Raw genomic sequence first — 23,099 nt, forward strand, 5'->3', positions numbered from 1 at the left:
GTGACGCGTCGAAACTCAGCCCCGCGGTACGACCGCCACCGGGCAGAGCGAATGGTGCAGAACGGCGAAGACGACGGGGCCGAGAAGCATCGGTGTGCGTTGCATTCGACGCCCGACGACCAGCAGACTCGCCTGTGAGCAGGCCCCCAGCAGCACCGCTGCCACTCTGCCCCGTTGCACGTGTTCGATGACGTGAACAGCGGGGAACTGCGCCCGCCACGGCGCCAGGGTGCCGGCAAGGCTCTTCGCTTCGTGAGCTGCGGGCTCGTCTTCATCCGGTGACGGGGTGAGGGGGGCAGGCGCAAAACTGGCGAGTGCAGGGGGCTCCCACGCCCGCACGGCGCGCACACCGGCGTGATGGGCCTCGGCGGCGGCGAACGCAAAATCCAGCACTGCCTCCCCGGGTGTCCCGGCCTCCTGGACGCCGACCACAATCTCCGGACTCCCGTAGGCGGTGCTCTCCTCCTCCCGCACGATGACGACCGGGCATCTCGCGCGTCCCAGAACGTGCAGGCTGACCGAGCCGAGCAGGAAGCCGGAGATGGCGCCGTGCCCACGCGATCCGAGCACGATCATCGTGGCTCGCCCGCTGCGGTCCACCAACGCGTCCACCGCCTGCTCAGAGACCTGTTCGGTAGTGACCGAGATTCCCGGATGCAGTTCGAGCGCCATGGCTTCGGCTGAGCCGAGCACCTCGGCTCCGTAACGCTGCTTGTTCGCGGCCTCCTGGGCGATGGGGAGATTCAGGGGCTGGGAGACCCAGGAATGCAAGAGGTGAAGCGAGAGGCCCCGGCCTGCTGCCTCCTCGGCCCCCCAGCGCACCGCGGGCACGCTGTTGCCCGTTCCGTCCAGCCCTACGACGACACAACCACCCATGACGCACCTCCGCCGCAGTCAGGCCTGCGGGTGCAACCTTCCTCGTTGCCGGCCTCGCGGCGGCGCTGACGCATACCCCTGGGGCGATCGGGGCCTACCGGGGGGCACACGGCGCGCCGGGTGCCGCGGACTCGGCTGTTCTCGTCACGGCGCTACCGGGCGGAGGAGTCCTTGGAATGGGGCTCAAGACGCCGGATGTGCGCATCGGGGCCGGGAAAGATGACCGATACCTCGTCGGTGTCCGACCAGAGTACGTCGTAGGGCGGAGTCCCGTCCTCATGGTGGAGTCCGACGATCTCCCCGTCCCGCCGGATGCCGCCCGTGATCGGGCTCTCGACCACGAGCTGATCGCCGATGTGTGCCTTCACGGCTCTCACTCCCTTGCACATGCGTGTGCCGTGTTTCGACAGTGCCACGGCGTGGCGCGCGCGAGTATGAGACGAAGAGCCCGAAGAGGGGAGGCCTGATGGCCTGGGTTGAAATCGGGGCCGGTCGGCCCCGTGGCAGAGTCCGAGTGGATCTCCTCCGAGGAACCCCCCGTGCGCTTTACTGAAGGCGACGAGGAGGACATGGAGGCGCGGAGCAGCGGAGCGAAACCGCGCACCGCGCAATCAGGGCCCGCGAGAAGTGGGCGGTCCTCCTCGCCTCTGTGCGCTTCCCGCCGGCCGATGACGGTCAGCCATCGCATCGACCAATGCGTAGACCGGGTCCTCGTCGCACTCGCCGGCGGTCACGGCTACGTCCGGGGCCCGCAAACGTGCCCGCTCTTCAGCGATGCCGACAACGGTCCTTTCGGCCTCGGACCGTGAGGCAGCTGCTGTGGCCCTGCGTACCCATGCGGGGTGCCCCCGCGGATCGGAAGCTGGTGGGAGAGCACGAGGGTGCACGGCGGTGCCGGGAGCGCCGGCCGGATGTCGCATCGCGGAGGTAGCCATGAGCAGCCAGCCGAAGGAAAGCGGCCGCATCGTCGTCGGGGTCGACGGATCGCCCTCGTCCAAGGAGGCATTGCGCTGGGCAGTACGGCAGGCGGGCCTGACCCACGACAGCGTCCACGCGGTGATCGCGTGGGAGTACCCGCCCCTTTATGGTTCGATCGGCTGGCTCGATGCGCCGCAGTCACTGGCGAGGGACATAAAGGTGTGGGCGGAGCAGACCCTCGACGACGCCATCAAAGAGGTCGTGAAGAAGGGCGACCCTTCGAGGGTCGAGCCGACGGTGGCGTACGGAACGGCCGCGACCGTGCTGCTGGAGGCGGCACGCGGCGCCTCACTCCTGGTCGTGGGCAGCCGTGGACTCGGCGGCTTCAGCCGGGCGCTCCTGGGATCGGTCAGCCAGCACTGCACCCAGCACGCCCCCTGCCCCGTCGTCGTCATACGGGGCCAGTGAGCCGGGCGGGGGGCCCGGCTGCCGCCGGCCTCTGGCGCGCGCCCAGTCGGCGAGAAATGTCCCGTGTGCGTCATGGCCCGACCGTGGGGCCCATCGGCCCACCGCACCGCGACGAACAGCCCTTGCGCCGTATCTCGGCCGCGTGCGCACTCTGTTGGTGACCGGCGAGCCAAGGCCTGCCGGCACATCGTCGGCCTGCAACCGGGAGAGCGTCATGACCACCGCACCATTGCTCCATGTGCTGCCGCCGGAGGGACGCGCACGCCTGATGCAATTCGCTCACGAGGTGACCTTCCCGTCAGGGACGCGGATCTTCGAAGAAGGCAAGCCCGCCGACCGCTTCTGGATCGTCCGCACAGGTTCGGTCAATCTCGATATTCAGGCATCAGGCCGACGACCGACGGTCGTCGACTCGCTGGGACATGGCGACCTGCTGGGATGGTCATGGCTCCTGCCGCCGTACGCCTGGCGGATGGGTGCGGAGGCATTCACCCCCGTGCGGGCCTACGAGTTCGACGCGACGGCGGTGCGCGCTTTGTGCGAAGCGGACGCGGCCCTCGGCCTGGCTGTGACCCGTTGCGTCCTCGACGTCGTCGCCCGCCGCCTTCAGTCCACGCGGCATCGTCTGCTCGACCTCTATGGCCCCGGGGCGAGCACCATGCCGGCCCCGCCGTGAAGCGGCACGTACGCCGACAGGGCCAGTGCGGCCTCCCGTTGGGACGGGTGGCTCACGCCGCTTTGCATCACGCCGCGTGTCCGGTAGCGGTCGTGCCTCAGCCGGCTTGCGGGCTCGGTACCGGAACGCCCCGGTCGGCGCGGTCTCTGGGAGCGCGGGGGCGCTTCTCTGCCTCTTCCGGCAGACGGAGCCGCGGCGCCGGGCGGCGCCGGGGACACCGAATGCTCAGCCTCGCGACGTCGCCTCCGAGGGCGCATGGGCGCCCATGACACGAATCCGGCGGCCGGTGATCCGATGCGGATGGATCGCGATCCACTGGTGGCGTCCGTCTCCTACCCATGGGCCGGTGTGTGCGCATTCCTCCAGCCGGCGGATCTCGTAGGGGCTGGTGACCACATGGGCGTGCCCCGCGACCAGGACGCTCCAGCCCTGGCTGAAGGCGTCATCGATGTGATCGACCTCCAGAGCGACATCCTGGCCGGCTGCTGCCGCCGGGCCGGCGTCCGGTGCGGTGCGGTAGGCGATCAATTCGTCCGCGACGGTGTAGTTCACGGGGAAGATGGCCGGTGCGTCATCGATGGTCACTGCAATTCTGCCGACGCCGTGGGTGGAGAGCCGCTCGCGGCACTCCACCTGGCTCAGAACCAGTACCTCGGGATGCGCCGCGGCCCTGCCGAAGCCCGCGGGCAGTTCCCTCGTCCCTCCGGCAAGTTCAGCCACCGTCGTCTCCAGGGCACTGGCGAGGCTCAGCATGAATCCGATGCCCGGGTCCGCAGCACCTTCTTCCACGTACTGGAGGTACCCCGGTGACGCAGCTGCCCGGGCTGCGACCTCCTCGCGTGTCAGGCCCAACTGCTGCCTGCGCAGCGTGGCCCGCCGCCCCAGGTCACTGCGCGGCCGGGAGACCTCTGAGCCGGAGCCTGTCGGGGGGTTTGTCATCGTGGACACATCCCTTTGCCGTCCCGGATGCCCGGGGTCGTGGGCCTCGTCCCAGGCGGTGGGCGCCCATGTCCGTGGCGGACGCATGCGTTCAAGGCGCCTGTCGCTGCGCCCCCAATGGACGAGGTGACTTCATGCCCAGGGTCGGTCCGCGCGGCGACCCGGCACATGGGCCGGTCGGCCCTTGCCCGAGGTGCACCGGCCCCATCTGCCCGGACACCGCTCGCCCGGTTTCCGACGGTCCTGGTGCGTGTGATGACGTTGTTCATGACCGGGCTCGGCCCCCTCCGACGGACTGGGGAGGGCCGGCAGCCCTGGCCGGCTTCAGGTCTTCGGTGACCGCGATGACACCATCGACACTGGCGCACATGCGTACGAGGACCGGAATGAGGAGGGTGTTCTCCACCGAACCGTGCAGTGCCACCTGCCCCCGCTCGACCTCAGCGGTCACACCAGCGGCCCCGAGACGCGCTGTGCGCCCGATGACCTCCCGCGTGATCTCCTCCTGAATCGACCGGTCCTTGCGCAGGAAGACGCGCAGCAGGTCGCTCCGGCTGACGATGCCCAGCAGGGCATCCGTCTCATCGACCACCGGGAGGCGCTTCACGTGTTGTACCTCCATGAGGCGTGCCGCCTCGACGACGGTCCACTCCGGATGGGCGCACACCGCAGGAGCCGACATGAGCTCGGAGGCGGTGCGCCCCTCCGCTCGTGCCCGTTCCCACGCCTCAAGGTGCGGCAACGGCGTCCTGCCGGAGAGATCGGACCGGTCCGCTGCCTTCCGCAGCAGATCGGCCTCCGAGACGACCCCGGCCGGTCTGCCGAGGCTGTCGAGTACCGGGACAGCGCTCACGGCGCTGTCGGCGAGTTTCTGCACGATGTCCTTGAACGGTGTATCGAGTTGAACGCTCGCGACCTTCCTGGTCATGAGCTCGCTTATCGTGCGGTGCTCCATCTCCGGCTCCTTTCGCCAGGACGCCCGGCGCCTTGCTCCCGCACCTCAAGGGTGATCGCAGGGCCGGCTGTCCCGGCATGAGCCACTCGGCCCCATCGGACGGCCGGCAGGCCCGGAGAGGGCCCGGTAGGCCCGCGTATCAGGGACCTCTGGCCCCTGACCCAGGAAGAAGCGCTCCCACCAAGCTGAAGGCGTCCATCGATACGCTTCTGCCCGCCCGGGAGGCTCCCGGTGTTCATCCGGACCCTCGATGACACGTTGGTCAAGAGCCTGGTCGCCGACGCCGTCACCGCGCCCTCCATGCACAATGCCCAGCCTTGGCGCTTCAGCTACGCCCGGCACAGCCGCGCCTTCACACTCTCCGCAGACCTCGAACGCGCCATGCCGCACGCCGACCCCACGACCCGGGGCATGCACTTGGGCTGTGGAGCCGCACTGTTGAACCTGCGCGTCGCCGCTGCACATGCCGGGCATCGGACGAGGACGGCCCTCCTGCCCGACCCCCATGCCCCGGCGCTCCTGGCCGTCATGCGGCTGGATGATTCTCACGAGCCCACGGACGAGCCGCTCCCCGGTCTCCATCCCGCCATCCACGACCGGCACACCAGCCGTTTCCCCTTCTCGGAGCGCCAGATCCCGGACAACGTCCGCGCGGCCCTGACCGCGGCCGCCGCCGGAGAAGGAGCACAGCTGACCTTTCTCACCACCCCGCACCGCGAGACCGTGCTCGACCTGATCTCGCATGCCGAGGGCTACAACCGCATGGACGCCGACCGAGAGGAAGAACAGCGCCGCTGGACCCATGGCACAGCGTCCGAGGAACTCACCGTCGGTATCCCCGAGTACGCCTTCGGTCCCGTGAAGCGCAGCGGATCGGCTCCCACCCGGGATTTCGCCGGCCGGCGCACCGTAGCCGGTCGTGCGTCCGCGGACTTCGAACGCTGCCCCCAGCTGGCGTCACTCAGCACCACGAGCGACGGACCGGCCGACTGGCTCCGCGCGGGCCAGGCATTGGAACGCGTCCTGCTCCTGGCCACGCTCCAGGGGCTTGCGAGCTCCTTCGCGACTCAGGCCGTCGAATGGCCGGACCTGCGCTGGATCCTGCGCGACCCGGTCTCCGGGACCGGTCATGTGCACATGATCCTTCGCTTGGGCTACGGCCCGCGGGGACCTCGCACCCCGCGTCGGCCAGTTGACCAGGTGCTGACGATCAAGCCGTGAATCGAGGGCCCGGGCTCGCGGCCCCGACCGGCCGTCCATGTTCCGCGGGAGATCACTTCCGGCCAGGACTTCACCAAGACCCGCAGCGGCAAGGCCATGCGCCGTCTGCCGCGCGCCCGCGAACTCGGATTGCCCGTCGGTGACCTGCCCACCTTGGAGGGATCGGCATGAGCCCCGCCCACGCTCACCGCAGGCGAAAGACCGCAACAGCCGCACACGGGGCCGCAACGGCGAAGACCGGCCCGACCACCGTGACGTCGGCCGCGGCCGCGTCCGACGGGGTGGCTGTCGCCGCACGGCTGAGGGAAGAGCACCGCCGCGAGCTGCTGCACGCCATGCTGCGCATCGCACCGTCATCGAACGTCATGAAGCGCAGACGGACCTGGCCCTGCGTGCCGCCTCGTACGGCATGGCGGCATGGGCGGTGGACGGCATGGATGTCGAAGCCGTGGAGCGTGCTGCCGCGGGGCTGCTGAGCGCATCCGGGGTGGCGGGGGACCGCGCTGCCTGGAACGCGGGCACTCCCTGGGCCATGCTGCGGAGGCAGCCCCGAGCTGTCACAGCGTTGATCGGTCTCACCTCCTCGGTTCGCAGCAGCGCACGGCGACGCCGAAGGTGTCACGAAGGACTTCAGCTACGCCTGGTCAAGGAAATGGCCGGGGCGATGGCTCCCTCGTACACGGTTCCGGGGAAGTTGCGGGTGCGCCAGGCCTCGCCGGTGCCCGCGACCGCGAATCCCTCGTGACCGTTGAGCCCCTCCAGCCAGTGGCGGGCCCCCGCGCCCATGGCGAAGGCCGCTGTGGCGTAGGCGTCGGTCATGGTGAGGGTGCGCCCGACGACGGTGACCGAGGCCGCGCGGGCCACGGGGCGGCCGGTATGGGGATCGATGATGTGGGCACCGCGTTCGGCGGTGCCGGAGGTGGCGATGGCCAGGTCGCGTCCGGTGACGACGGCGCACAGGCGGCCCGGATGCCGGGGGTGGGCGATGCCGATGCGCCAGGGCTCACCGGGGGCCGCCTCCCCGGTGAGCTGGAGGTCGCCGCCGCCGTTCACACAGGTGTGGTGGGCGCCGGCAGCCTCCAGGATCCGTGCGGCGCGCTCGACGGCCCAGCCCTTGACGATTCCGCTCGGGTCGAGACCGCCGCCGGCGGCGGCACTGAACCAGCCGCCGGTGGCCTCTCGCGCTCGCTCGCAGAGGTCGAGGACCTGGCGGACTTCCGCGGGGCAGTCGTCCGGCTCCAGCTCTCCACGCCCGAGTCGGCTGATGACGCTGCCGGAGCGATAGGTCGAGAAGACCGCGTCGACGTGGTGGAGCAGCGCGACCGCGTCCTGGAGCGCGGACTTGATCGCGGGGGTGCGGGGGTCGCGGATGTCGAAGGAGAACACCGTGCCCATCGCCCGCTCGATATGGCGCAGTCCACGCCGGGGCTCAGCCACCGGCCCGGTCCAGCGCGCTCTGGAGCGACCGGATGTAGCCCGCGCTGGTGTAACTGGCCCCGGACACGGCGTCGATGGCGGCGCTGTGCGCGCTCAGCGCTTCCTGAGTGAGGCGCGGCAGGGCGTAGGCGGCCACCTCACGGTCCCGGCCGTTCCCGGACGGCGCCCGCAGGACCTTGACGGCTGTCAGCCGGCCGCCCGTGAGGGTGGCCGCCACCCGGACGGTGCCGTATCGGGTGGTGATCGGGGCGCCGGTGTAGGTGCCGTCGGCGGGGTGCCCTCCCTTGGGGGAGTGGCCGGCGGGCGAAGGAGCCGGGACGGCACCGGCGGGGCCGCTGGTCGGCGCCACGGGCTGGTGCGGCTTGAGGCTGAGCAGCACGACGATCAGCGCGCTGGTCGACGCTGCGGACAGAACGGCTCGGCGCACGGGGGCTCCTCAGAACTCGAACGACTCGTGATGGATGCGGTGCCCCGGCACACCGGCGCCACGGAGCGCGCGACGGGCCGCGCGGGTCATACCGGGCGGACCGCACAGGTACACGTCGTGGGAGGCCAGGTCCGGGAGCAGGGACTTGAGCGCGCGGGCGGTCAACGGCAGTGCGTACCCGGCCGGTTCGTCGACGACGTAGTGGACGGTCGTGCCGCGGGCCGCCGCGATCGCGTCGAGCTCGGCCCGCAGGGCGAGGTCCTGCGGGCGCCGGGCCCGGTAGATGAGCGTGATCTCGCCGGGGAGGGTCTCGAACAGCGCCCGCAGCGGGGTGATGCCGACGCCGCCGGCGAGCAGCAGCACCTTCGGCGAACGGCGGCGTGCCTCGGTGAAGGCACCGTAAGGGCCTTCGGCCCACACGCGGGTGCCGGGGCGCAGCCGGGCCAGGGCCGCGCTGTGCCCGCCCGCTTCCTTCACCGTGATGCGCAGGTGGTGGGGGAGCGGGGGAGCGGAGAGGGAGTAGGGGTTGGCGGTCCACCACAGGCCCGGGGCCAGGAAGCGCCAGCGGAAGAACTGGCCCGGCCGGGCGCCGAGTTCGGTCAGCCGCTCGCCGGCCAGATGCACCGACACCACGCCCGGTGCCTCCGGGCGGACCTCGACGACCCGGAGCCGGTGACGCAGCGCCCTCCGTACCGGAACGACGCAGCGGTACCAGAGGAACAGCGCGGCCACCCCCGCGTAGAGGGCGTACCAGGCGAGCTGGGCGGGGCGGCGGCCCACGAAGTCGGCGCCGTCGGAGAGCTGGTGACCGAAGGCGAGGAAGACGGCGAGATAGGTGCCGAGGTGGAGGTAGTGCCAGGTCTCGTAGCTCATGCGGCGCCGGGCGGCACGCGCCGAGAGGACGCCGGTGGCGACCAGCAGGCCGAGGGCGGCGGTGGCCTTGAGCATGTCCGGATAGCCGAGGACGAGCGTGGTCGTCTCGTGCAGCACTCCGCCGCCCGAGGTCAGGGCGTAGCCCCAGATGATCAGCAGGGTGTGCGCCGGCACCAGCGCGATCGTGTAGCGCCCGCCCGCGGCGTGCCAGCGCGCGAGACGGTCGCTGCCCAGACTGTGGTCGAGCAGGGGAACGCGGGCCATCAGCGCGACCAGGACCGCGCACGAGTAACCGGCCAGCAGCCCGGTGATCCGGCCCGCGCCCGTGAGCCAGCCCTCCGGGCCCGCCACGGACGACGTACCGCTCCACCACAGGAGCAGGACACCGCAGGCCCCCGCCCCGATGACGCCCCGCAGCAGCAGCGGGGCCGGGGACGGCCGGCGGCGCGGTGCGGCGCCGCCGGGGGCAGCGGGCCGGGCATGTGGGATCGCGCTCATGATCTTCCCTTCAGCGGTCCGCGCCAGCGTCGCAGCGCAACCTCTGAGGAACCTCTGAGAAGAGGCACACCGGACGATTCAGAGGAAACTCAGAGGTGGCTCATACCCGCGCTGACGTGATGCCGGGGCATGCTGGAGACACCATGCACACTCACCGCACCCCCGTCCCGCTGCACAGCGCCGACGGCTCGCCGGTGCGCGTCCTCGTGATCGACGACGAGCCGGACCTCGCCGAGGTGCTGACCGGCGCCCTCAGGGCTGAGGGCTGGGAGGTGCGCAGCGCGGGCGACGGTGGCTCCGCACTCGCCGTCGCCCGGGCCTTCCGGCCGCACGCCGTCGTCCTGGACTGGATGCTGCCCGACACCGACGGCCTGCGGGTGCTGCACCTGCTGCGCGAGGAGTTGAGAACAGTCTGCGTACTGTTCCTGACCGCGCGTGACGCCGTCGAGGACCGCATCGCCGGGATCACCGCGGGCGGCGACGACTACGTGACCAAACCGTTCAGTCTGGAAGAGGTGCTGGCGCGGCTGCGCGGCCTGCTGCGCCGGGCCGGCATGGCGTACGAACCGGAAGGCGACCGCCTGGTCGTCGGTGATCTCGTCATGGACGAGGAGGCGCGTGAGGTCGTCCGTGGCGATGCGCCGGTCGAGCTGTCCCGTACCGAGTTCGAACTCCTCCGGTTCCTGATGCGCAACCCCCGGCGGGTGCTGTCCAAGGCGCAGATCCTCGACCGGGTCTGGTCCTACGACTTCGGCGGCCGTTCACACGTCGTCGAGCTCTACATCAGCTATCTGCGCAAGAAGATCGATGCCGGCCGGACCCCGATGATCCATACGGTGCGCGGTGTCGGGTACGTCCTCAAGCCGGAGTCCGCGTGATCCGGCTCGTGCCGCGGACCCTGCGCGGCCAGCTCACCGCCGGTATGGTCGCGCTCCTGGCGCTGGCCTGCCTGGCGGTCGGCGTCACCACCGTCGTGGCGCTCGAAGGCTTCCTGGTGCGCCGCCTGGACCAGCAGCTCTCCGCCTCCGCCGGGCGCTTCGCGGTGAGCCTGGAGCACGAGACCCGGCCGGATGCCGACAACCGGCCGGACACCCGCGGACAGTCCGAGGGCACCTTCGGCGCCCGGCTGTCGGCCGGGGCGCCAACCCGGGCGGCCGTCGTGCGGGACCGGACGGACGCCGCGGTGTCACTGTCCGCCGACGACCGGCGGGCGCTGGCCGCCCTCCCCACGGACGGCTCCGGCCACGGCATCCGGCTGTCCGCCCTGGGGCGCTACCGCGTCAACGCGGTGGTGGGCGACGACCGCGACGTGCTGATCACCGGGCTGCCCCTCCGCCCGGTCGAGGAGACGGTGCACCGGCTGGTGGCGGTCGAGGCGGGGGTCTTCGGCGGGGCCCTCCTGGTGTCCGGCGTCCTGGGTGCCTTGTGGGTGAGGCTCTCGCTCCGTCCGCTGCGCCGCGTCACGACCACCGCCGCGAGCGTGGCCGAACTGCCCCTGGCGAGCGGCGAGGTGGCCATGCCGGCGCCGGTTCCGGTGGCCGACCCGCGCACCGAGGTCGGTCAGGTCGGCACCGCGCTCAACCTGATGCTGGGCCACGTCGGCGACGCCCTGGAGCGCCGTCACGCGAGCGAGGAACGTCTGCGGCACTTCGCCGCCGACGCCAGCCACGAGCTGCGCACCCCGGTGGCCAACGTCCGCGGCCATGCGGAACTCGCCCTGCGGCACCGGGGGCCGGTGCCCGGAGAGATCAGGCGTTCCCTGGAACGGATTCAGGCGGAGTCCGAGCGGATGAGCCGCCTCGTGGACGATCTGCTGCTGCTGGCGCGTCTCGACGCGGGCCACGCCCTGGAGCGCGGGCGGGTGGACCTGACGCGGCTCGTCCTCGATGCGACCGACGATGCCAGAGCAGCCGGTCCGGACCATCGGTGGCGGCTCGACCTCCCGGAGACGGCGGTGACCGTGACCGGCGACGAGCACCGCCTGCACCAGGTGGTCGGCAACCTGCTCGCCAACGCCCGGACGCACACCCCGCCGCGGACCGCCGTGACGGTGCGGCTGACCTGCGACGACCGGGAGACCCGGCTGACGGTCTCCGACGAGGGCCCCGGCGTACCCGAGGAGGTCCGGCGTGAAGTCTTCGGCCGCTTCGTGCGGGTCGACCACAGCCGCTCGCGCGCGGCCGGCGGCACCGGGCTGGGACTGGCCATCGTGGAAGCCGTGGTCACCGCGCACGGTGGACGGATCACGATGACCAGCCGCCCCGGCCACACCGCATTCACCGTGGTCCTGCCGTCGGCCCCGCACGGTCAGGGGGAGGGGTGAGCCGTCCCGTCGTTCCCCGCCGGGCCTCCGGAAGACGCCGGCCGGGCGGCGGGGGACCTGCTCACCACCGGGCGCTCGTGTCGGCGGGAATGTCCTGCTCCGTCCAGATGATCTTGCCGGTCGTCGTGTAACGGGTTCCCCATCGCCGGGCGAGTTGGGCCACGATCAGCAGCCCTCGTCCTCCCTCGTCGGTGGTCCGGGCATGGCGCAGGCGTGGCGAGGTGCTGCTGGTGTCGGAGACCTCGCAGATCAGGCCGCGGTCCCGGATCAGGCGCAGACTTACCGGTCCGGTCGCATGGCGAATGGCGTTGGTGGCCAGTTCGCTGACGATGAGTTCCGTGGTGAACGTCAGGTCGTCCATGTCCCATTCCGCCAGCTGCCGGCCGGCGAGCGCGCGGGCGTCAGCCACGGCCGCCGGGTCGCTGGGCAGGTCCCATGACACGACCCGGTCCGGAGCCAGGGCGCGGGTCCGGGCGAGGAGCAGAGCGGCGTCGTCGGACGGCGGACCGGTCAGCAGGGCGTCGACCGCACCCAGGCCGATCTCCTCCAGCGTCGGCCTGGGGACCAGCAGGGCGTCGCCCAGTCGGGAGAGCCCGATGTCGAGATCCCGGTCGAAGGTCTCGATGAGGCCATCGGTGTAGAGGGCGATGAGGCTGCCTTCGTCCAGTTCACGTTCGACGGACTCGAAGGGGAGGTACCCGAGGCCGAGTGGCGGTCCGGCGGGCAGGTCGAGGACGTTCGCGGTGCCGTCGGGGCTGACGACCACGGGTGGGAGGTGACCGGCCCGGGCCAGTGTGAACCGTCTGCTGACCGGGTCGTACACGGCGTAGAGACAGGTGGCACCCATGAACGCGGCACCCGCGGTCTCGTCCTCGGCTTCCGCCGGCCCCATGAGGCCGATCACCAGGTCGTCCAGATGAGCCAGTAGTTCGTCCGGGGGGAGGTCCAGATTGGCGAGCGTGCGTACCGCGGTGCGCAGACGCCCCATGGTCGCTGCCGCGTTCATGCCGTGTCCGACGACGTCCCCGACGACCAGTGCGACCCGGGCGCCGGAGAGCGGAATCACGTCGAACCAGTCGCCGCCCACACCGCTGGGGGCATCCGCCGGGAGATACCACGACGCCACCTCCAGAGCGGACCCTCCCGTGAGTTCCTGCGGCAGAAGGTAGCGCTGCATGGAGCGGGCCGCGGTGCGCTCGCGGGTGAAGCGGCGCGCGTTGTCGATGCACACCGCCGCGCGGGAGACGAGTTCCTCGGCGAGACGCACGTCGTCGTCCTCGAAGGGACCCTGACGCCGGGAGCGGGCGAACGTCGCCACGCCAAGGGTGACGCCGCGCGCCCGCACCGGGACCACCATCAGCGAGCGGAAGCCGAAATCGCGGATGGAGGCGCCCAGTGACTCGTCTTCGGTCACCCACGCGCTGGTGGAGCGGTCCAGGGTCCGTTCGACGAGAGTCCTGCTTTCCAGCAGGCAGCGGGTCACGGGGGACGAGGAAGCACGCCGGACCGTTTCGCCCACGGCCAGAGAGGCCTCCGGACAGCCCTCGCGCACCGACTGCTGTCCCGCCCGGCGGATGACGGGTGTCATGCCGACCGGTCCGGGAGCCGGCTCCTCGCCCCTCATGACCGAGTCCAGCAGGTCGACGGCAACGAACTCGGCGACGGACGGTACGACCTCGTCGGCCAGTTCCTGCGCGGTCCGTGTCACTTCCAGTGTGCTGCCGATACGGGCACCGGCGTCGTTCAGCAGGGCCAGGCGTTCCTGGGCCCGCCGGCGCTCGCTGACGTCGATGACCATGTACCAGATGCCCACGTACCGGCCTTGACGGTCCTTCATGGCGAAGAAGGAGGCGGAGAACGCGCGCGTGCGGTCGGGATCGGCGTAGCTGGGGCCGCGGAACTCGTAGTCCAGCACCGGGTTCCCGGTCTCAAGAACCCTGTGCATCCGCTCCTCGAAGGCTTCCGCCTCGAGCCTCGGCAGGACCTCCCCCACTTGCCGCCCCAGTCGTTGTTCGAGGGGGATCAGGCGGCTCAGCGGCTCGTTCACCCAGACGTAGCGCAGATCCGTGTCCAGAACGGCCATGCCGACGGGTGCGTGGGTGAGGAAGGGTGTGAGCATCAGCTGGCTCACCCCGCCTCCCGGCATCCGCCAGAAGGCCCGCTTGGGCGGCTGGCCGACGAACCGGCCGAAGACCAGTGCGGCGACCGTGGCGACCAGTACACCCGGGACCATCTCGTAGATGCCCGATTCGAGTGGCCCGAGCAGCGGATTGATCTTTTTCCAGAGAAGCACCGTGGTCGCGCCCGACACGATCCCGGCCATGGCTCCCGCCCAGGTCATACGCGGCCAGTACAGCGAGAGGAGGATGACCGGCCCGAAGGCTGCGCCGAAGCCCGCCCAGGCGTAGGCGACGATGCCCAGCAGCCCGCCGCCGTTGAGCGCGATCACGAAGGCCACAAGGATCACCGCGACGATGGCGCCGCGGCCGACTCGCACCAGCACCCTGTCCGGGGCGCGCCGGTTGAGGAACGCGCGGAAGAAGTCCTCCGTGAGCGCGACGGACGACACGAGAAGCTGGCTGTCCGCGGTCGACATGATCGCGGCCAGTACGGCGATCAGCATCACCCCGGCGATCCACGGATTGAGCAGGATGCGGCCGAGGACGATGTAGACCGTCTCGGGATCGTGGAGCGGCGTGCCGAGCTGCCCGATTCCCACGAGGCCGACGAGTGTGGCGCCGGCGAGTACGACGATGACCCACCCCGTTTCCATACGGCGGGCCGCGGGGATGGCCCGGATGCTGCGGATGCCCATGAAGCGGGCGAGGATGTGCGGCTGACCGAAGTAGCCGAGGCCCCAGGCGAGCAGCGAAATGATCGCGACGGCGCCGAGCGACCCGCCTGCCGACCACTGCCCGTCCGCATAGTTGACCTCTGCCCCCATGTCCAGCAGGCCCGGCGCCTTCTTGTGGAGGGCATCGACCAGTTCACGGAAGCCTCCGAGGGCCCAGATACCGGTCAGGGGGACCACGAGCAGGGCGAGGAACATCAGCGTCGCCTGCATCACGTGCGTCAGGCTCACGGCGAGGAAGCCGCCCAGGCCCGAGTAGATGACCATCACCAGGGCCATCAGGATCACGCCGAGCCCGAAACGGACGTCGAAGACATGCTCGAACAGCAACCCGCCGGCCACCAGACCGCTGGCAACGTAGACGGTGAAGAACACGAGGGTGACCACCGCCGAGACCATCCTGAGCATCCGGGTGCGGTCCTCGAACCGCTCCTCCAGGTAGGCCGACAGGCTCAAGGCGTTCTCGGCACGCTCGGTGTAGGTGCGCAGCCTGGGCGCGACGAACCGCCAGTTGAGGTAGGTGCCGACCGCCAGGCCGACGGCGATCCAACTGGCGCCGATGCCGGCCGCGTACACCGCTCCGGGAAACGCGAGAAACAGCCAGCCGGACATGTCACTGGCCCCTGCGGACAGGGCGGCGACCAACGCGCTGAGCCTGCGGCTCCCCAGGGCGAAGTCGGCGAAGGTGTGAGTGCGGGTATATGCCCAGACACCTACTCCGATCATGGCGACCGCATACACGAGGAACGTGGTCACGATCGGCGCACTCAAATCGAACATATTCTCCTCGCCCGCGAGGTTCATGACCGCCGGGCGCGACCAACGGCGCGCCTGGAGCCCGGTCCACCCTGGCGAGTAAATGTAACGATTTGCGCCGCCGGGCGGCGGCCGCCACCTCCAAGCCGGTGCCGAACGGCCTATCCGTGCCACAACCGCGCGCAACGCCGCGCAAGGTGGCTTGCCCAACAGCCGCAGGCTGTACGTCGCCCGGACGCGGTCCACCGTCGGCGCCGTGACGGCGGGGTCGACGAGTTCGGGCGCCTCGCCCTCCAGCACCGGGACAACGGCCTGCACACTGCCGTGGCCGTGCCCGGTGGCGCCCAGTGAGCCGAACAGCTCGACGTGGACGCGGCTCGTTACCTCCAGCAGGCCGTCCTGCTCCAGGTCATCCGGTGCCTTCCCGGTATTCCGTGCAGGCGTCGACGAGCCAGGTGGCCATGTAGGGCGCGAACGAGGAGCGGACCAGCAGCCATACGCTGGAGGCTGCTTCGCCTCGCACCACAAGGGTGACCGGGGCTTGAGCCAGCACCGTTGTCAGACACGAGCCGACGGGTGTCACCCGCGGATCCAGATCAATGGCACAGCCCTGGGCCAGCACCGTGCGTACGAGGTGCCCGGAGAGGGCAAGGGTGGTGCGCTGCGCCGACACATCGGTGACGGTGGCGAACTCGTCACCGATCGCCGACCGCAGCTGCGCCAGGAGCTCGTGCTGTCGGCCGTCGGGGGCCACCAGCAGCCATTCGTCCGGGCCCATCCACAGCACCTTGACGTCTCCGGAGATCTCGGCGCGCAGGGGGTCCGGCAGCGTGATCCCCAAGGAAGCCTCCACGGCCCGTGCCGCGGGACTGCCCGGCTGCATCCGCACGGTGAGCTGGGTCAGGAAGGGCAGTTCCCGCACCTGTAGTCCGTTGGGCAGCTGTGCCAGGGTCTCCTGCCAGGCGGAGAGCGGGCTGAAGCGAGTGGGCGTCTCAACCGTCACGGCGAGTTCCCTCCTTGTCGAAGAGCACAGGGTCGGTCACGGTCACGGGGACGGTCCGGCCGTCCAGCGGGACGTAGAGGGTTTCGCCGATGCGCCGGGTTCCCGAGCGCACCAGGGCCAGGGCGAACGTCCGCTGCAGGGCGTCGCTGCGGTAGCTGGAGGTGACATGGCCCAGCATGGGTACCGGTGGCGCCGGAATGCTGCTGGTGGCGATGATCTGGGCGCCTTCGGGCAGGAGGATCCGCCCGTCGGCCGGCAGCAGGCCCACCAGCTGCTTGCGGTCGTCGCGCTGGTTCTCTTCGCGGGAGAAGGACCGCTTGCCGATGAAGTCCGCTTTCTTCTTGGACACGACCCACGACATGCCCAGGTCCTGCGGGGTGATGGTGCCGTCGGTGTCCTGCCCGATGATCGGGTAGGCCTTCTCGGCGCGCAGCACGTGCATCGTCTCGGTGCCGTACGGGGTGATGCCGAACGCGCCGCCGGCCGCGGACAGGGCTTTCCACACGGTGATGCCGTCCCAGGCGGGCACATTGATCTCGTAGGCGAGTTCACCGGAGAAGCTGATGCGGCACACCCGCGCCGGGACGCCGGCGACGGTGGCGTCCCGCCAGGACATGAAGGGGAAGGCGTCGTTGCCGACGTCCAGGCCGGGAGCCACCAGGGCCAGCACATCGCGGGAGCGCGGGCCGACCAGGGGGATGGTCGCCCAGTGCTCGGTGACGGAGGTGAGGTGGACGCGCAGGCCGGGCCACTCCGTCTGGAGCCACTCCTCCATCCATTCGAGGACTTTGGCCGCGTTGCCGGTGGTGGTGGTCAGCAGGAACTCCTGCTCGGCCACGCGGATTACGGTGCCGTCGTCGAGGACCATGCCGTCGACGCCGCACATCACGCCGTAGCGGACCCGGCCCACCTTGAGCGTGCTCATCATGTTCGTGTAGAGCCGGTCCAGCAGCACGCCGGAGTCCGGCCCCTGCACGTTGATCTTGCCCAGCGTGGAGCCGTCCATCATCGCGACGCCGGTGCGGGCCGCCCGGCACTCGCGCAGCACCGCCTCGTCCATGGTCTCGCCTGCCTGCGGGTAGTACCAGGGACGCTTCCACTGGCCGACGTCCTCGAAGAGGGCGCCGTGCTCGACATGCCAGGGGTGCAGCGCGGTCACCCGGACCGGATCGAACAGATCCCCGCGGTTGCGGCCCGCGAGGGCGGCGAAGCCCACCGGCACGGCGGGCGGCCGGAAGCGGGTGGTGCCGAGGTCGGCGACGTCCACCCCGAGCGACTCGGCGACGATGCCCGAGGCCATCACGCCCGACGTGCGGCCCTGGTCGTGGGCGGTACCGATCGTGGTGTAGCGCTTGACGTGCTCCACCGACCGCAAACCTGCCCCGGTCGCCCGCAGCACGTCGGTGACGAGGGCATCGCGCTGGAGGTCGACGAACTGGTGCGAGCCGTCCGGGTCGTCCTGCGGGCTCGGGACGCGCCACAGCACCCGGCCGGGTGCGGTATCCGGCAGCGGGGCGGCGGCCGGCAGGGCGATCATCTGACCGGTCCAGCCGAGGGCGGACAGGGCCCGCCAGGCGGCGTCCGCGCCGTCGGCCAGACAGCCGTTCAGGGTGAAGACGCCGCTCGCCGCCCCCGCCGTACGGACGCTGTCCTGCTCCTGCGCGGGCACGAAGGCTCCGATCGCGGCGTCGTATCGCAGGGTGCCGCGGGCCTGGCTGAACAGCGCCACGGCCGGGTTCCAGCCACCGGAGACGAGCAGCAGATCGCAGTCGATTCCCTGCCGGTCGCCGAGGATCTCCCAAGTTCCCGACTTCGCTCGAACAGGGGGGACCCCCACCTGGCCGAACGGCGCGACATGGGCGCGGGAGATGCGCTCGACGCCGCTGGTTCCGGTGACGACGTGGCCCGCGCGTACCTCGATGCCCCGCTCGGCGCACGCGGTGTGCCAGTGCGCCGGCACCTCCTCGCGGGCATCGATCACCGCGGCGATCCGCACGCCCGCGTCGGCCAGTTCGAGCGCTGCCGGGTAGGCGCTGTCGTTCGTCGTGAAGGTGACGGCCTGCCGCCCGGGCAGTACGCCGAAGCGGTTGAGGTAGGTGCGCGCCGAGCCGGCCAGCATGACACCGGGGCGGTCGTTGTCGTCGAAGGCGACCGGCCGCTCGTAAGCGCCGGTGGCGAACACGATCTGCTTGGCCCGGATACGCCAGATCCTTTGCCGCGAGACGTGGGCGGGCGCGGCGGCACCGAGGTGGTCCGTGCGCTTTTCCAGGGCCAGGACGAGCCCGTCGTCGTAGTAGCCGAAGGCGGTGGTGCGCTTCAGCACCTGCACGTCGGCACAGGCGGCGATCTCCGCGACGACATCGCTGACCCACGCGGTTGCCGGTGCGCCGTCGAGCAGTTCCTGGGTGCCGAGCAGTGATCCGCCGGGCTGGGGGAGCTCGTCGACGAGGATCACGCGGGCTCCGGACCGGGCAGCCGCGAGGGTGGCGGACAGCCCGGCCGGACCGGCGCCGACGACCAGAATGTCGCAGTGAGCGTGCAGGGAGTCGTAGCGGGCCGTGTCCGGCCGGCTGCTCAGCCGGCCCTGGCCGGACAGCCCCCGTGCGACGAGGCCCTCGTACAGCTCCACGGTGGTGGCCGTGAGCATGGGCTCGGGGAAGGGGGCCTCGATCTGCACGAGCGCGTTGGGTTCTTCGGTTCCGGCGGCCAGGACACCGCGGGGCCTTCCGTACTTGATGCTCGTGGCCACGTGGTGCACCCCGTTGGCCAAGAGGGCCGAGGCCAGGGTGTCGCCGGGATGCCCGGTGTAGGCGGTGCCGTCGAAGGTGAAGGAGAACGTGGTGTCGCGGTCGATGTGACCGTGGCCGCGGGCACGGAACGGGTTGTTCATCAGCCGGCCTCCTGGCCCTTCCGCTGCTGCGCGACGGGTGCGGTGCTCGTGGTCACCGGGTGTTCGGCGCCGATGTCGTAGACCGCGAGGAACTCGTGGGTGACGGTGTCGCGCAGGGCGTTGAACCAGCGCCGGCAGCCGGCCGAGTGCACCCACCGCTCGGCGAACGGACCCTTGGGGTTGTCGCGGAAGAAGACGTACCGGGCCCACTGTTCGTCATCGAGCGCGTACGGGTCGTCGGGGTAGGCGATGTGTGCCTGTCCGCCGTAGTGGAATTCGATTTCTTCGCGCTCGCCGCACCAGGGGCAGGCTATGAGCTGCATGTCTATCTCCTTGGCTGGGCGGCAGTCAGTGGGCGACGGCGGCTGCGCCGTGCTCGTCGACCAGGGCGCCGGTGGTGAAGCGGGAGAGGGTGAAGGGCGCGTTGTAGGGGTGCGGTTCGCCGGTGGCGATGGTGTGCGCGTAGCACCAGCCGACGCCCGGTGTGGCCTTGAAGCCTCCGGTGCCCCAGCCGCAGTTGAGGTAGAGGTCCTCGATGGGGGTCGGGCTGACGATGGGGGAGGCGTCCGGAGTGGTGTCGACGATGCCGGCCCAGGTGCGCAGCATGTGGGCGCGGGCGAAGACGGGGAAGAGCTCCAGGGCGGCGGCCATCTGGCGTTCCAGGATGTGGAACGCGCCGCGCTGTCCGTAGCCGTTGTAGCTGTCGATGCCGGCACCCATGACGAGCTCGCCCTTGTGGGCCTGGGAGACGTACACGTGCACGGCGTTCGACATGACCACGGTGGGGTGCACCGGTTCGAGCAGTTCCGAGACCAGCGCCTGCAACGGATGGCTCTGGAGTGGAAGCCGCAGGCCGGCCATGGAAGCCAGCACGGAGGAGTGCCCTGCGGCCGCGAGCGCGACCTTCCCGGCGGCGATGTGACCACGCGTGGTCCGCACCCCGCGCACCCGGCCGCCCTGGATGTCGATGCCGGTGACTTCGCAGTCCTGGATCAGGTCGATGCCGTAGTCGTCGGCCCTGCGCGCGAAGCCCCAGGCGACGTAGTCGTGCTTGGCGATCCCCGCGCGTGGCTGGTAGGTGGCGCCCAGCACCGGGTAGCGCACGTCGGGTGAGACATTGACGATGGGACAGACCTTGGCGACCTCGTCCGGCTCCAGCCACTCGGCGTCGATGCCGTTGAGCTGGTTGGCATAGACACGGCGCTTGCTGTCGCGGATGTCCTGCAGGCTGTGGGCGAGGTTGAGCACGCCGCGCCGGCTGAAGAGGATGGGGTAGTCGAGGTCCTGTTCAAGGGTCTCCCACAGCTTCAGCGAGTGCTCGTAGATGCCGGAGCTTTCGTCCCACAGGTAGTTGGAACGAATGATGGTGGTGTTGCGGGCCATGTTGCCGCCCGCGAGCCATCCCTTCTCCAGGACCGCGATGTTGGTGATGCCGTGGTTCTTGGCCAGGTAGTAGGCGGTGGCCAGGCCGTGCCCGCCGCCGCCGACGATGACGACGTCGTAGGACGGCTTGGGGTCGGGGTTGCGCCACAGAAAGTCGGGGTGGTCGGGCAGGACGTCTCCGGGCCCGGCGGAGGGGCGCGAAGCTCGGTTGAGGGTGCTGGGAGACGGGCGGGCGGGAGCGTTGTCACGTGGGTGCATCACTGACCGGCCTCCTTGGCTGCGGGCTGCGGATCGACGGGGTTAAGCGGGAAGCGGTCGGTCAGGACCCGGACGCGTTCGCGCAGCGCGGCGGCCACCTGGCCGTCGAAGCCGGGCAGGAAGGCCGTGGCGATGATGTCGGCAACCTCGGTGAACTCGTCACGAAACTCTCCCGGCAGCTGAAATGCGACTGATATATCAACCTAGGAGCGCCGATCGGGTCGCGTCAAGGGAGCTGCGGGCCGCTGCCTGTAGCGACAGCGTTGTCGGTGCAGGTGGGTGCTCGGGCCGCCGACGAGCCTGAGTGAGGTGGCAATACTCGATAGTCAGCGAAACTGATATTTCAGTGCTCTCACTAAGCTGGCCCACATGGCTACCCGCGTCAACACCACGGCTCGTGAGAGCCTCCGTGACAGCCCACTGTCGATGGCCGACCAGGCCTACGAGGCCATCCGGGACCTGATCGTCACCCTGCAGATCCCGCCCGGCGACCCGATCAGCGAAGAGCGGCTGATGCGTCAGCTCGGCCTGGGCCGCACTCCCATCCACCAGGCGATCAAGAGGCTGGAGTCCGAGCGGCTGGTCGCGATCTACCCTCGCCGCGGCACCTTCGCCACCGAGGTGAACATCACCGATCTGGCGCTCATCTCCGAAGTGCGCCTCCAGCTCGAAGGGCATGCGGCGTACTGCGCCGCCCAGCGGAGGACTCAAGTCGAACAGCAGGAGCTTCGGCAGCTCCTGCAGAAATTCGGGGAGCCCACCGCAACCGATGCAGACCTGATGCGTCTGGACACCGAGGTGCACCGGGCGGTGTACCGGTGCACGCACAACGAGTACCTCGAGGCAACCCTCGGCCAGTACTACAACCTCGTCCTGCGCATCTGGTACCTCTTCCTCGATCGCCTACCGCACTTCTCCGAGCACATCGAGCAGCATCGACCGCTACTGGAGGCGATCATCGCCGGCGACGCCGAAGAGGCGCGTGAGACCGTACGCGGCCATGTGGTCACGTTCGAGCGCACCGTCCGGGCGCTGCTGTAACTCTTCGTAATCGAATTGGCCGCTGTGCTGGCCTCGGCGGCTCAGCGCGGGGTTGAGACGCCGACACCTCGGCATGATCTCCATTGGCGGGCTCTTCTGCCGGAGCTTCCACGCCGCGTCGGCCTCGACCCCGAAGAGATGCGGCTGAACGACCCGGTGGTCAGGTGGCGCGGTCGCGTCCCGGAGGGCTGGAGTCCTCCTCCCGATGGATGGGGGAGACGGCACTGCTGATGGTGCTCACTCCGGCGCTCCGCCCTGAGGGCGCCAGAGGGCCTGGAACAGGGCTGTTCCAGGCCCTTGCGCGTCTTCGCGGGGGGGCGGGCACACACGCACCCTGTTCGGCATCAGCCCGTCAGCGCGACCTTGGCCGCCCAACGGGTCAATGGCGGGGAAACTCGGGGCGTCAGCTGCCGAAGGGTATGTCCCGAGGGGTGGCCATTCGGCGGGTGTCCGGGTGGGCCTTCACGTAGTCCGTGATGTACGAGAGCGACTCCCGCACCGCGCTGTCGTCCGTGCCGCAGCCCTTCGGGCCGCTGACGCCATCCGGGTAGCACGACATGCGGTTGCCGTAGATCAGGCTGTCCACGGCGGCACTCCTGTCGGAAGAGTGGAGCAGGGTGGCGGCACGTTCCCCGTCACCCTTGCCCACCGTCCAGCCGACGGTCAGTGCGAGCTCTCCGGCGTCCCGGGCCTTCCTGCCGGCTTCCAGCTCCTTGCGGATGCTGCCGAACTTCAAGGCCATGTTGAACAGGCCGTTGTCCATCACGCGCTGGTTGCCGGGGACGTTCGGTCCGTGCTCGGCGAAGCCGTCCCGGACCTGCGCGTAATCGCCGCTGAAGCTGACTGCTTCCTTGGAGTTCAGGTCAGCGAGGGCATTCTTCCAACCGCTGCCGCCCTCCTTGCCGTAGAAGCCGTAGAGCACCCGAATGCCCTTGCTCTCCAGCTTCTTGCGCGCCATGTCCCGCAGCCCGGCCACGGAGCAGTGCCGCCACTTGGGGTCGTTGCTGTCGCACCAGTCGGGGTTCTTCATGTCCAGCCAGACGAAGGAGGCCTGACGCCCCTGCTCATGCTCCTTCGCCACCTGGTCGAACATGGCCGACATGGTGTCCCCGTAGCTGGTGAGAGTGCCGTCGTGGTCGGCCCACCAGCCCTTGCGCCAGGCCGTCGCGTCCATCTCCAGCGCGTTGGCCCCGTTCTCGAGCGCCCTGGTCACCCCGCCCGTGGTCAGCACCCGGTGGGCTATGGCCCAGGTGGGGTGCTGCTTGGTGGTGCTGGGCGCGGTCTCGGAGGACGAGTCCTCCGAGAC

General features: G+C 70.3%; 18 protein-coding genes and 3 pseudogenes. 8 read left to right on the forward strand and 13 right to left on the reverse strand.

The features are described from left to right. Positions 1-15: 15 nt before the first annotated feature. Entirely contained in the window at positions 16-876 is an 861-nt protein-coding gene (locus ACFW5B_RS27645; RefSeq protein ID WP_386445063.1) for a universal stress protein, read from the reverse strand. A 152-nt stretch (positions 877-1,028) separates the two neighbouring features. After that, on the reverse strand, positions 1,029-1,244 hold the full coding sequence (locus ACFW5B_RS27650) for a DUF1918 domain-containing protein (RefSeq protein ID WP_386445066.1): 216 nt from the start codon (positions 1,242-1,244) through the stop codon (positions 1,029-1,031). 565 nt (positions 1,245-1,809) lie between these two features. Here ACFW5B_RS27650 and ACFW5B_RS27655 point away from each other — a divergent pair. The 3 genes and pseudogenes from ACFW5B_RS27655 to ACFW5B_RS27665 form a co-directional block, all read left to right on the forward strand. Continuing rightward, positions 1,810-2,262: a universal stress protein gene (locus ACFW5B_RS27655; protein WP_386445069.1), complete on the forward strand. Its 453-nt coding sequence runs from the start codon at positions 1,810-1,812 to the stop codon at positions 2,260-2,262. Between the two features lie 214 nt (positions 2,263-2,476). After that, complete coding sequence (locus tag ACFW5B_RS27660) at positions 2,477-2,938, forward strand: Crp/Fnr family transcriptional regulator (RefSeq protein WP_386445072.1); 462 nt, start codon at positions 2,477-2,479, stop codon at positions 2,936-2,938. 11 nt (positions 2,939-2,949) lie between these two features. Next, positions 2,950-3,039, forward strand: a pseudogene (locus ACFW5B_RS27665) (universal stress protein); the annotation flags it as partial. Positions 3,040-3,163: 124 nt separating this feature from the next. On the opposite strand, the gene ACFW5B_RS27670 reads toward ACFW5B_RS27665, so the two are convergent. Together ACFW5B_RS27670 and ACFW5B_RS27675 are read right to left on the reverse strand one after the other, a co-directional pair. After that, positions 3,164-3,877 (reverse strand): helix-turn-helix domain-containing protein, encoded by a 714-nt coding sequence (locus tag ACFW5B_RS27670; RefSeq protein WP_386445075.1) that lies wholly within the window; start codon positions 3,875-3,877, stop codon positions 3,164-3,166. Positions 3,878-4,142: 265 nt separating this feature from the next. Beyond that, entirely contained in the window at positions 4,143-4,832 is a 690-nt protein-coding gene (locus ACFW5B_RS27675; RefSeq protein WP_386445078.1) for a CBS domain-containing protein, read from the reverse strand. Positions 4,833-5,063: 231 nt separating this feature from the next. Here ACFW5B_RS27675 and ACFW5B_RS27680 point away from each other — a divergent pair, with 231 nt between their 5' ends. Then, complete coding sequence (locus tag ACFW5B_RS27680) at positions 5,064-6,053, forward strand: Acg family FMN-binding oxidoreductase (protein WP_386445081.1); 990 nt, start codon at positions 5,064-5,066, stop codon at positions 6,051-6,053. A 630-nt stretch (positions 6,054-6,683) separates the two neighbouring features. On the opposite strand, the gene ACFW5B_RS27685 is transcribed toward ACFW5B_RS27680, so the two are convergent. The 3 genes from ACFW5B_RS27685 to ACFW5B_RS27695 are packed head-to-tail and all read right to left on the reverse strand — an operon-like array spanning position 6,684 to position 9,288. After that, positions 6,684-7,490 (reverse strand): FAD:protein FMN transferase, encoded by an 807-nt coding sequence (locus ACFW5B_RS27685; protein WP_386445084.1) that lies wholly within the window; start codon positions 7,488-7,490, stop codon positions 6,684-6,686. After that, complete coding sequence (locus ACFW5B_RS27690) at positions 7,483-7,917, reverse strand: FMN-binding protein (protein ID WP_386445087.1); 435 nt, start codon at positions 7,915-7,917, stop codon at positions 7,483-7,485. Before ACFW5B_RS27690 ends, ACFW5B_RS27685 begins: the two co-directional genes overlap by 8 nt. 9 nt (positions 7,918-7,926) lie before the next feature. Continuing rightward, the gene (locus ACFW5B_RS27695; protein ID WP_386445090.1) at positions 7,927-9,288 is read right to left on the reverse strand and encodes a ferric reductase-like transmembrane domain-containing protein; all 1,362 of its coding nucleotides are present in this window, start codon (positions 9,286-9,288) and stop codon (positions 7,927-7,929) included. Between the two features lie 143 nt (positions 9,289-9,431). Here ACFW5B_RS27695 and ACFW5B_RS27700 point away from each other — a divergent pair, with 143 nt between their 5' ends. Then, the gene (locus ACFW5B_RS27700) at positions 9,432-10,166 is read left to right on the forward strand and encodes a response regulator transcription factor (RefSeq protein WP_386445093.1); all 735 of its coding nucleotides are present in this window, start codon (positions 9,432-9,434) and stop codon (positions 10,164-10,166) included. Beyond that, on the forward strand, positions 10,163-11,611 hold the full coding sequence (locus ACFW5B_RS27705; protein WP_386445096.1) for a sensor histidine kinase: 1,449 nt from the start codon (positions 10,163-10,165) through the stop codon (positions 11,609-11,611). The genes ACFW5B_RS27700 and ACFW5B_RS27705 overlap by 4 nt, the downstream gene beginning before the upstream one ends. Positions 11,612-11,672: 61 nt before the next feature. On the opposite strand, the gene putP is transcribed toward ACFW5B_RS27705, so the two are convergent. The 5 genes and pseudogenes from putP to ACFW5B_RS27730 form a co-directional block, all read right to left on the reverse strand. After that, entirely contained in the window at positions 11,673-15,242 is a 3,570-nt protein-coding gene (putP, locus tag ACFW5B_RS27710) for a sodium/proline symporter PutP (RefSeq protein WP_386445123.1), read from the reverse strand. Positions 15,243-15,479: 237 nt separating this feature from the next. Next, positions 15,480-15,746: pseudogene (locus tag ACFW5B_RS27715) on the reverse strand (serine dehydratase beta chain); the annotation flags it as partial. Next, positions 15,628-16,221 carry a sarcosine oxidase subunit gamma gene (locus ACFW5B_RS27720; protein ID WP_386445099.1) on the reverse strand — a complete coding sequence of 198 codons (594 nt, stop codon included), beginning with the start codon at positions 16,219-16,221 and terminating at the stop codon, positions 15,628-15,630. The gene ACFW5B_RS27720 and the pseudogene ACFW5B_RS27715, both read right to left, overlap by 119 nt. After that, positions 16,211-19,434 (reverse strand): annotated as a pseudogene (locus ACFW5B_RS27725) (sarcosine oxidase subunit delta family protein). Before ACFW5B_RS27725 ends, ACFW5B_RS27720 begins: the two are co-directional and overlap by 11 nt. Positions 19,435-19,459: 25 nt before the next feature. Further along, on the reverse strand, positions 19,460-20,752 hold the full coding sequence (locus ACFW5B_RS27730; protein WP_386445102.1) for a sarcosine oxidase subunit beta family protein: 1,293 nt from the start codon (positions 20,750-20,752) through the stop codon (positions 19,460-19,462). Here ACFW5B_RS27730 and ACFW5B_RS27735 point away from each other — a divergent pair. Together ACFW5B_RS27735 and ACFW5B_RS27740 are read left to right on the forward strand one after the other, a co-directional pair. Next, on the forward strand, positions 20,743-20,946 hold the full coding sequence (locus ACFW5B_RS27735; RefSeq protein WP_386445105.1) for a hypothetical protein: 204 nt from the start codon (positions 20,743-20,745) through the stop codon (positions 20,944-20,946). The two genes, ACFW5B_RS27730 and ACFW5B_RS27735, sit on opposite strands and share 10 nt — an antisense overlap. 175 nt (positions 20,947-21,121) lie before the next feature. Then, positions 21,122-21,793, forward strand: coding sequence for a GntR family transcriptional regulator (locus ACFW5B_RS27740; protein ID WP_386445108.1), 672 nt, complete (start codon positions 21,122-21,124; stop codon positions 21,791-21,793). Positions 21,794-22,196: 403 nt separating this feature from the next. Here the strand turns inward: ACFW5B_RS27740 and ACFW5B_RS27745 are convergent. Beyond that, a partial coding sequence (locus tag ACFW5B_RS27745; RefSeq protein ID WP_386445111.1) for a phospholipase occupies positions 22,197-23,099 on the reverse strand: 903 nt, incomplete at its 5' end.

It is taken from the genome of Streptomyces sp. NPDC058773, from assembly GCF_042746015.1.
Lineage (GTDB): Bacteria > Actinomycetota > Actinomycetes > Streptomycetales > Streptomycetaceae > Streptomyces.

Excerpts from the sequence above, each read along its gene's own strand:
- ACFW5B_RS27645 (WP_386445063.1), bottom strand. The coding sequence starts at position 876 with ATGGGTGGTTGTGTCGTCGTAGGGCTGGACGGAACGGGCAACAGCGTG.
- ACFW5B_RS27670 (WP_386445075.1), bottom strand. The coding sequence starts at position 3,877 with ATGACAAACCCCCCGACAGGCTCCGGCTCAGAGGTCTCCCGGCCGCGC.
- ACFW5B_RS27740 (WP_386445108.1), top strand. The coding sequence starts at position 21,122 with ATGGCTACCCGCGTCAACACCACGGCTCGTGAGAGCCTCCGTGACAGC.
- ACFW5B_RS27700 (WP_386445093.1), top strand. The coding sequence starts at position 9,432 with ATGCACACTCACCGCACCCCCGTCCCGCTGCACAGCGCCGACGGCTCG.
- ACFW5B_RS27695 (WP_386445090.1), bottom strand. The coding sequence starts at position 9,288 with ATGAGCGCGATCCCACATGCCCGGCCCGCTGCCCCCGGCGGCGCCGCA.
- ACFW5B_RS27675 (WP_386445078.1), bottom strand. The coding sequence starts at position 4,832 with ATGGAGCACCGCACGATAAGCGAGCTCATGACCAGGAAGGTCGCGAGC.
- ACFW5B_RS27730 (WP_386445102.1), bottom strand. The coding sequence starts at position 20,752 with ATGCACCCACGTGACAACGCTCCCGCCCGCCCGTCTCCCAGCACCCTC.
- putP (WP_386445123.1), bottom strand. The coding sequence starts at position 15,242 with ATGTTCGATTTGAGTGCGCCGATCGTGACCACGTTCCTCGTGTATGCG.
- ACFW5B_RS27660 (WP_386445072.1), top strand. The coding sequence starts at position 2,477 with ATGACCACCGCACCATTGCTCCATGTGCTGCCGCCGGAGGGACGCGCA.
- ACFW5B_RS27655 (WP_386445069.1), top strand. The coding sequence starts at position 1,810 with ATGAGCAGCCAGCCGAAGGAAAGCGGCCGCATCGTCGTCGGGGTCGAC.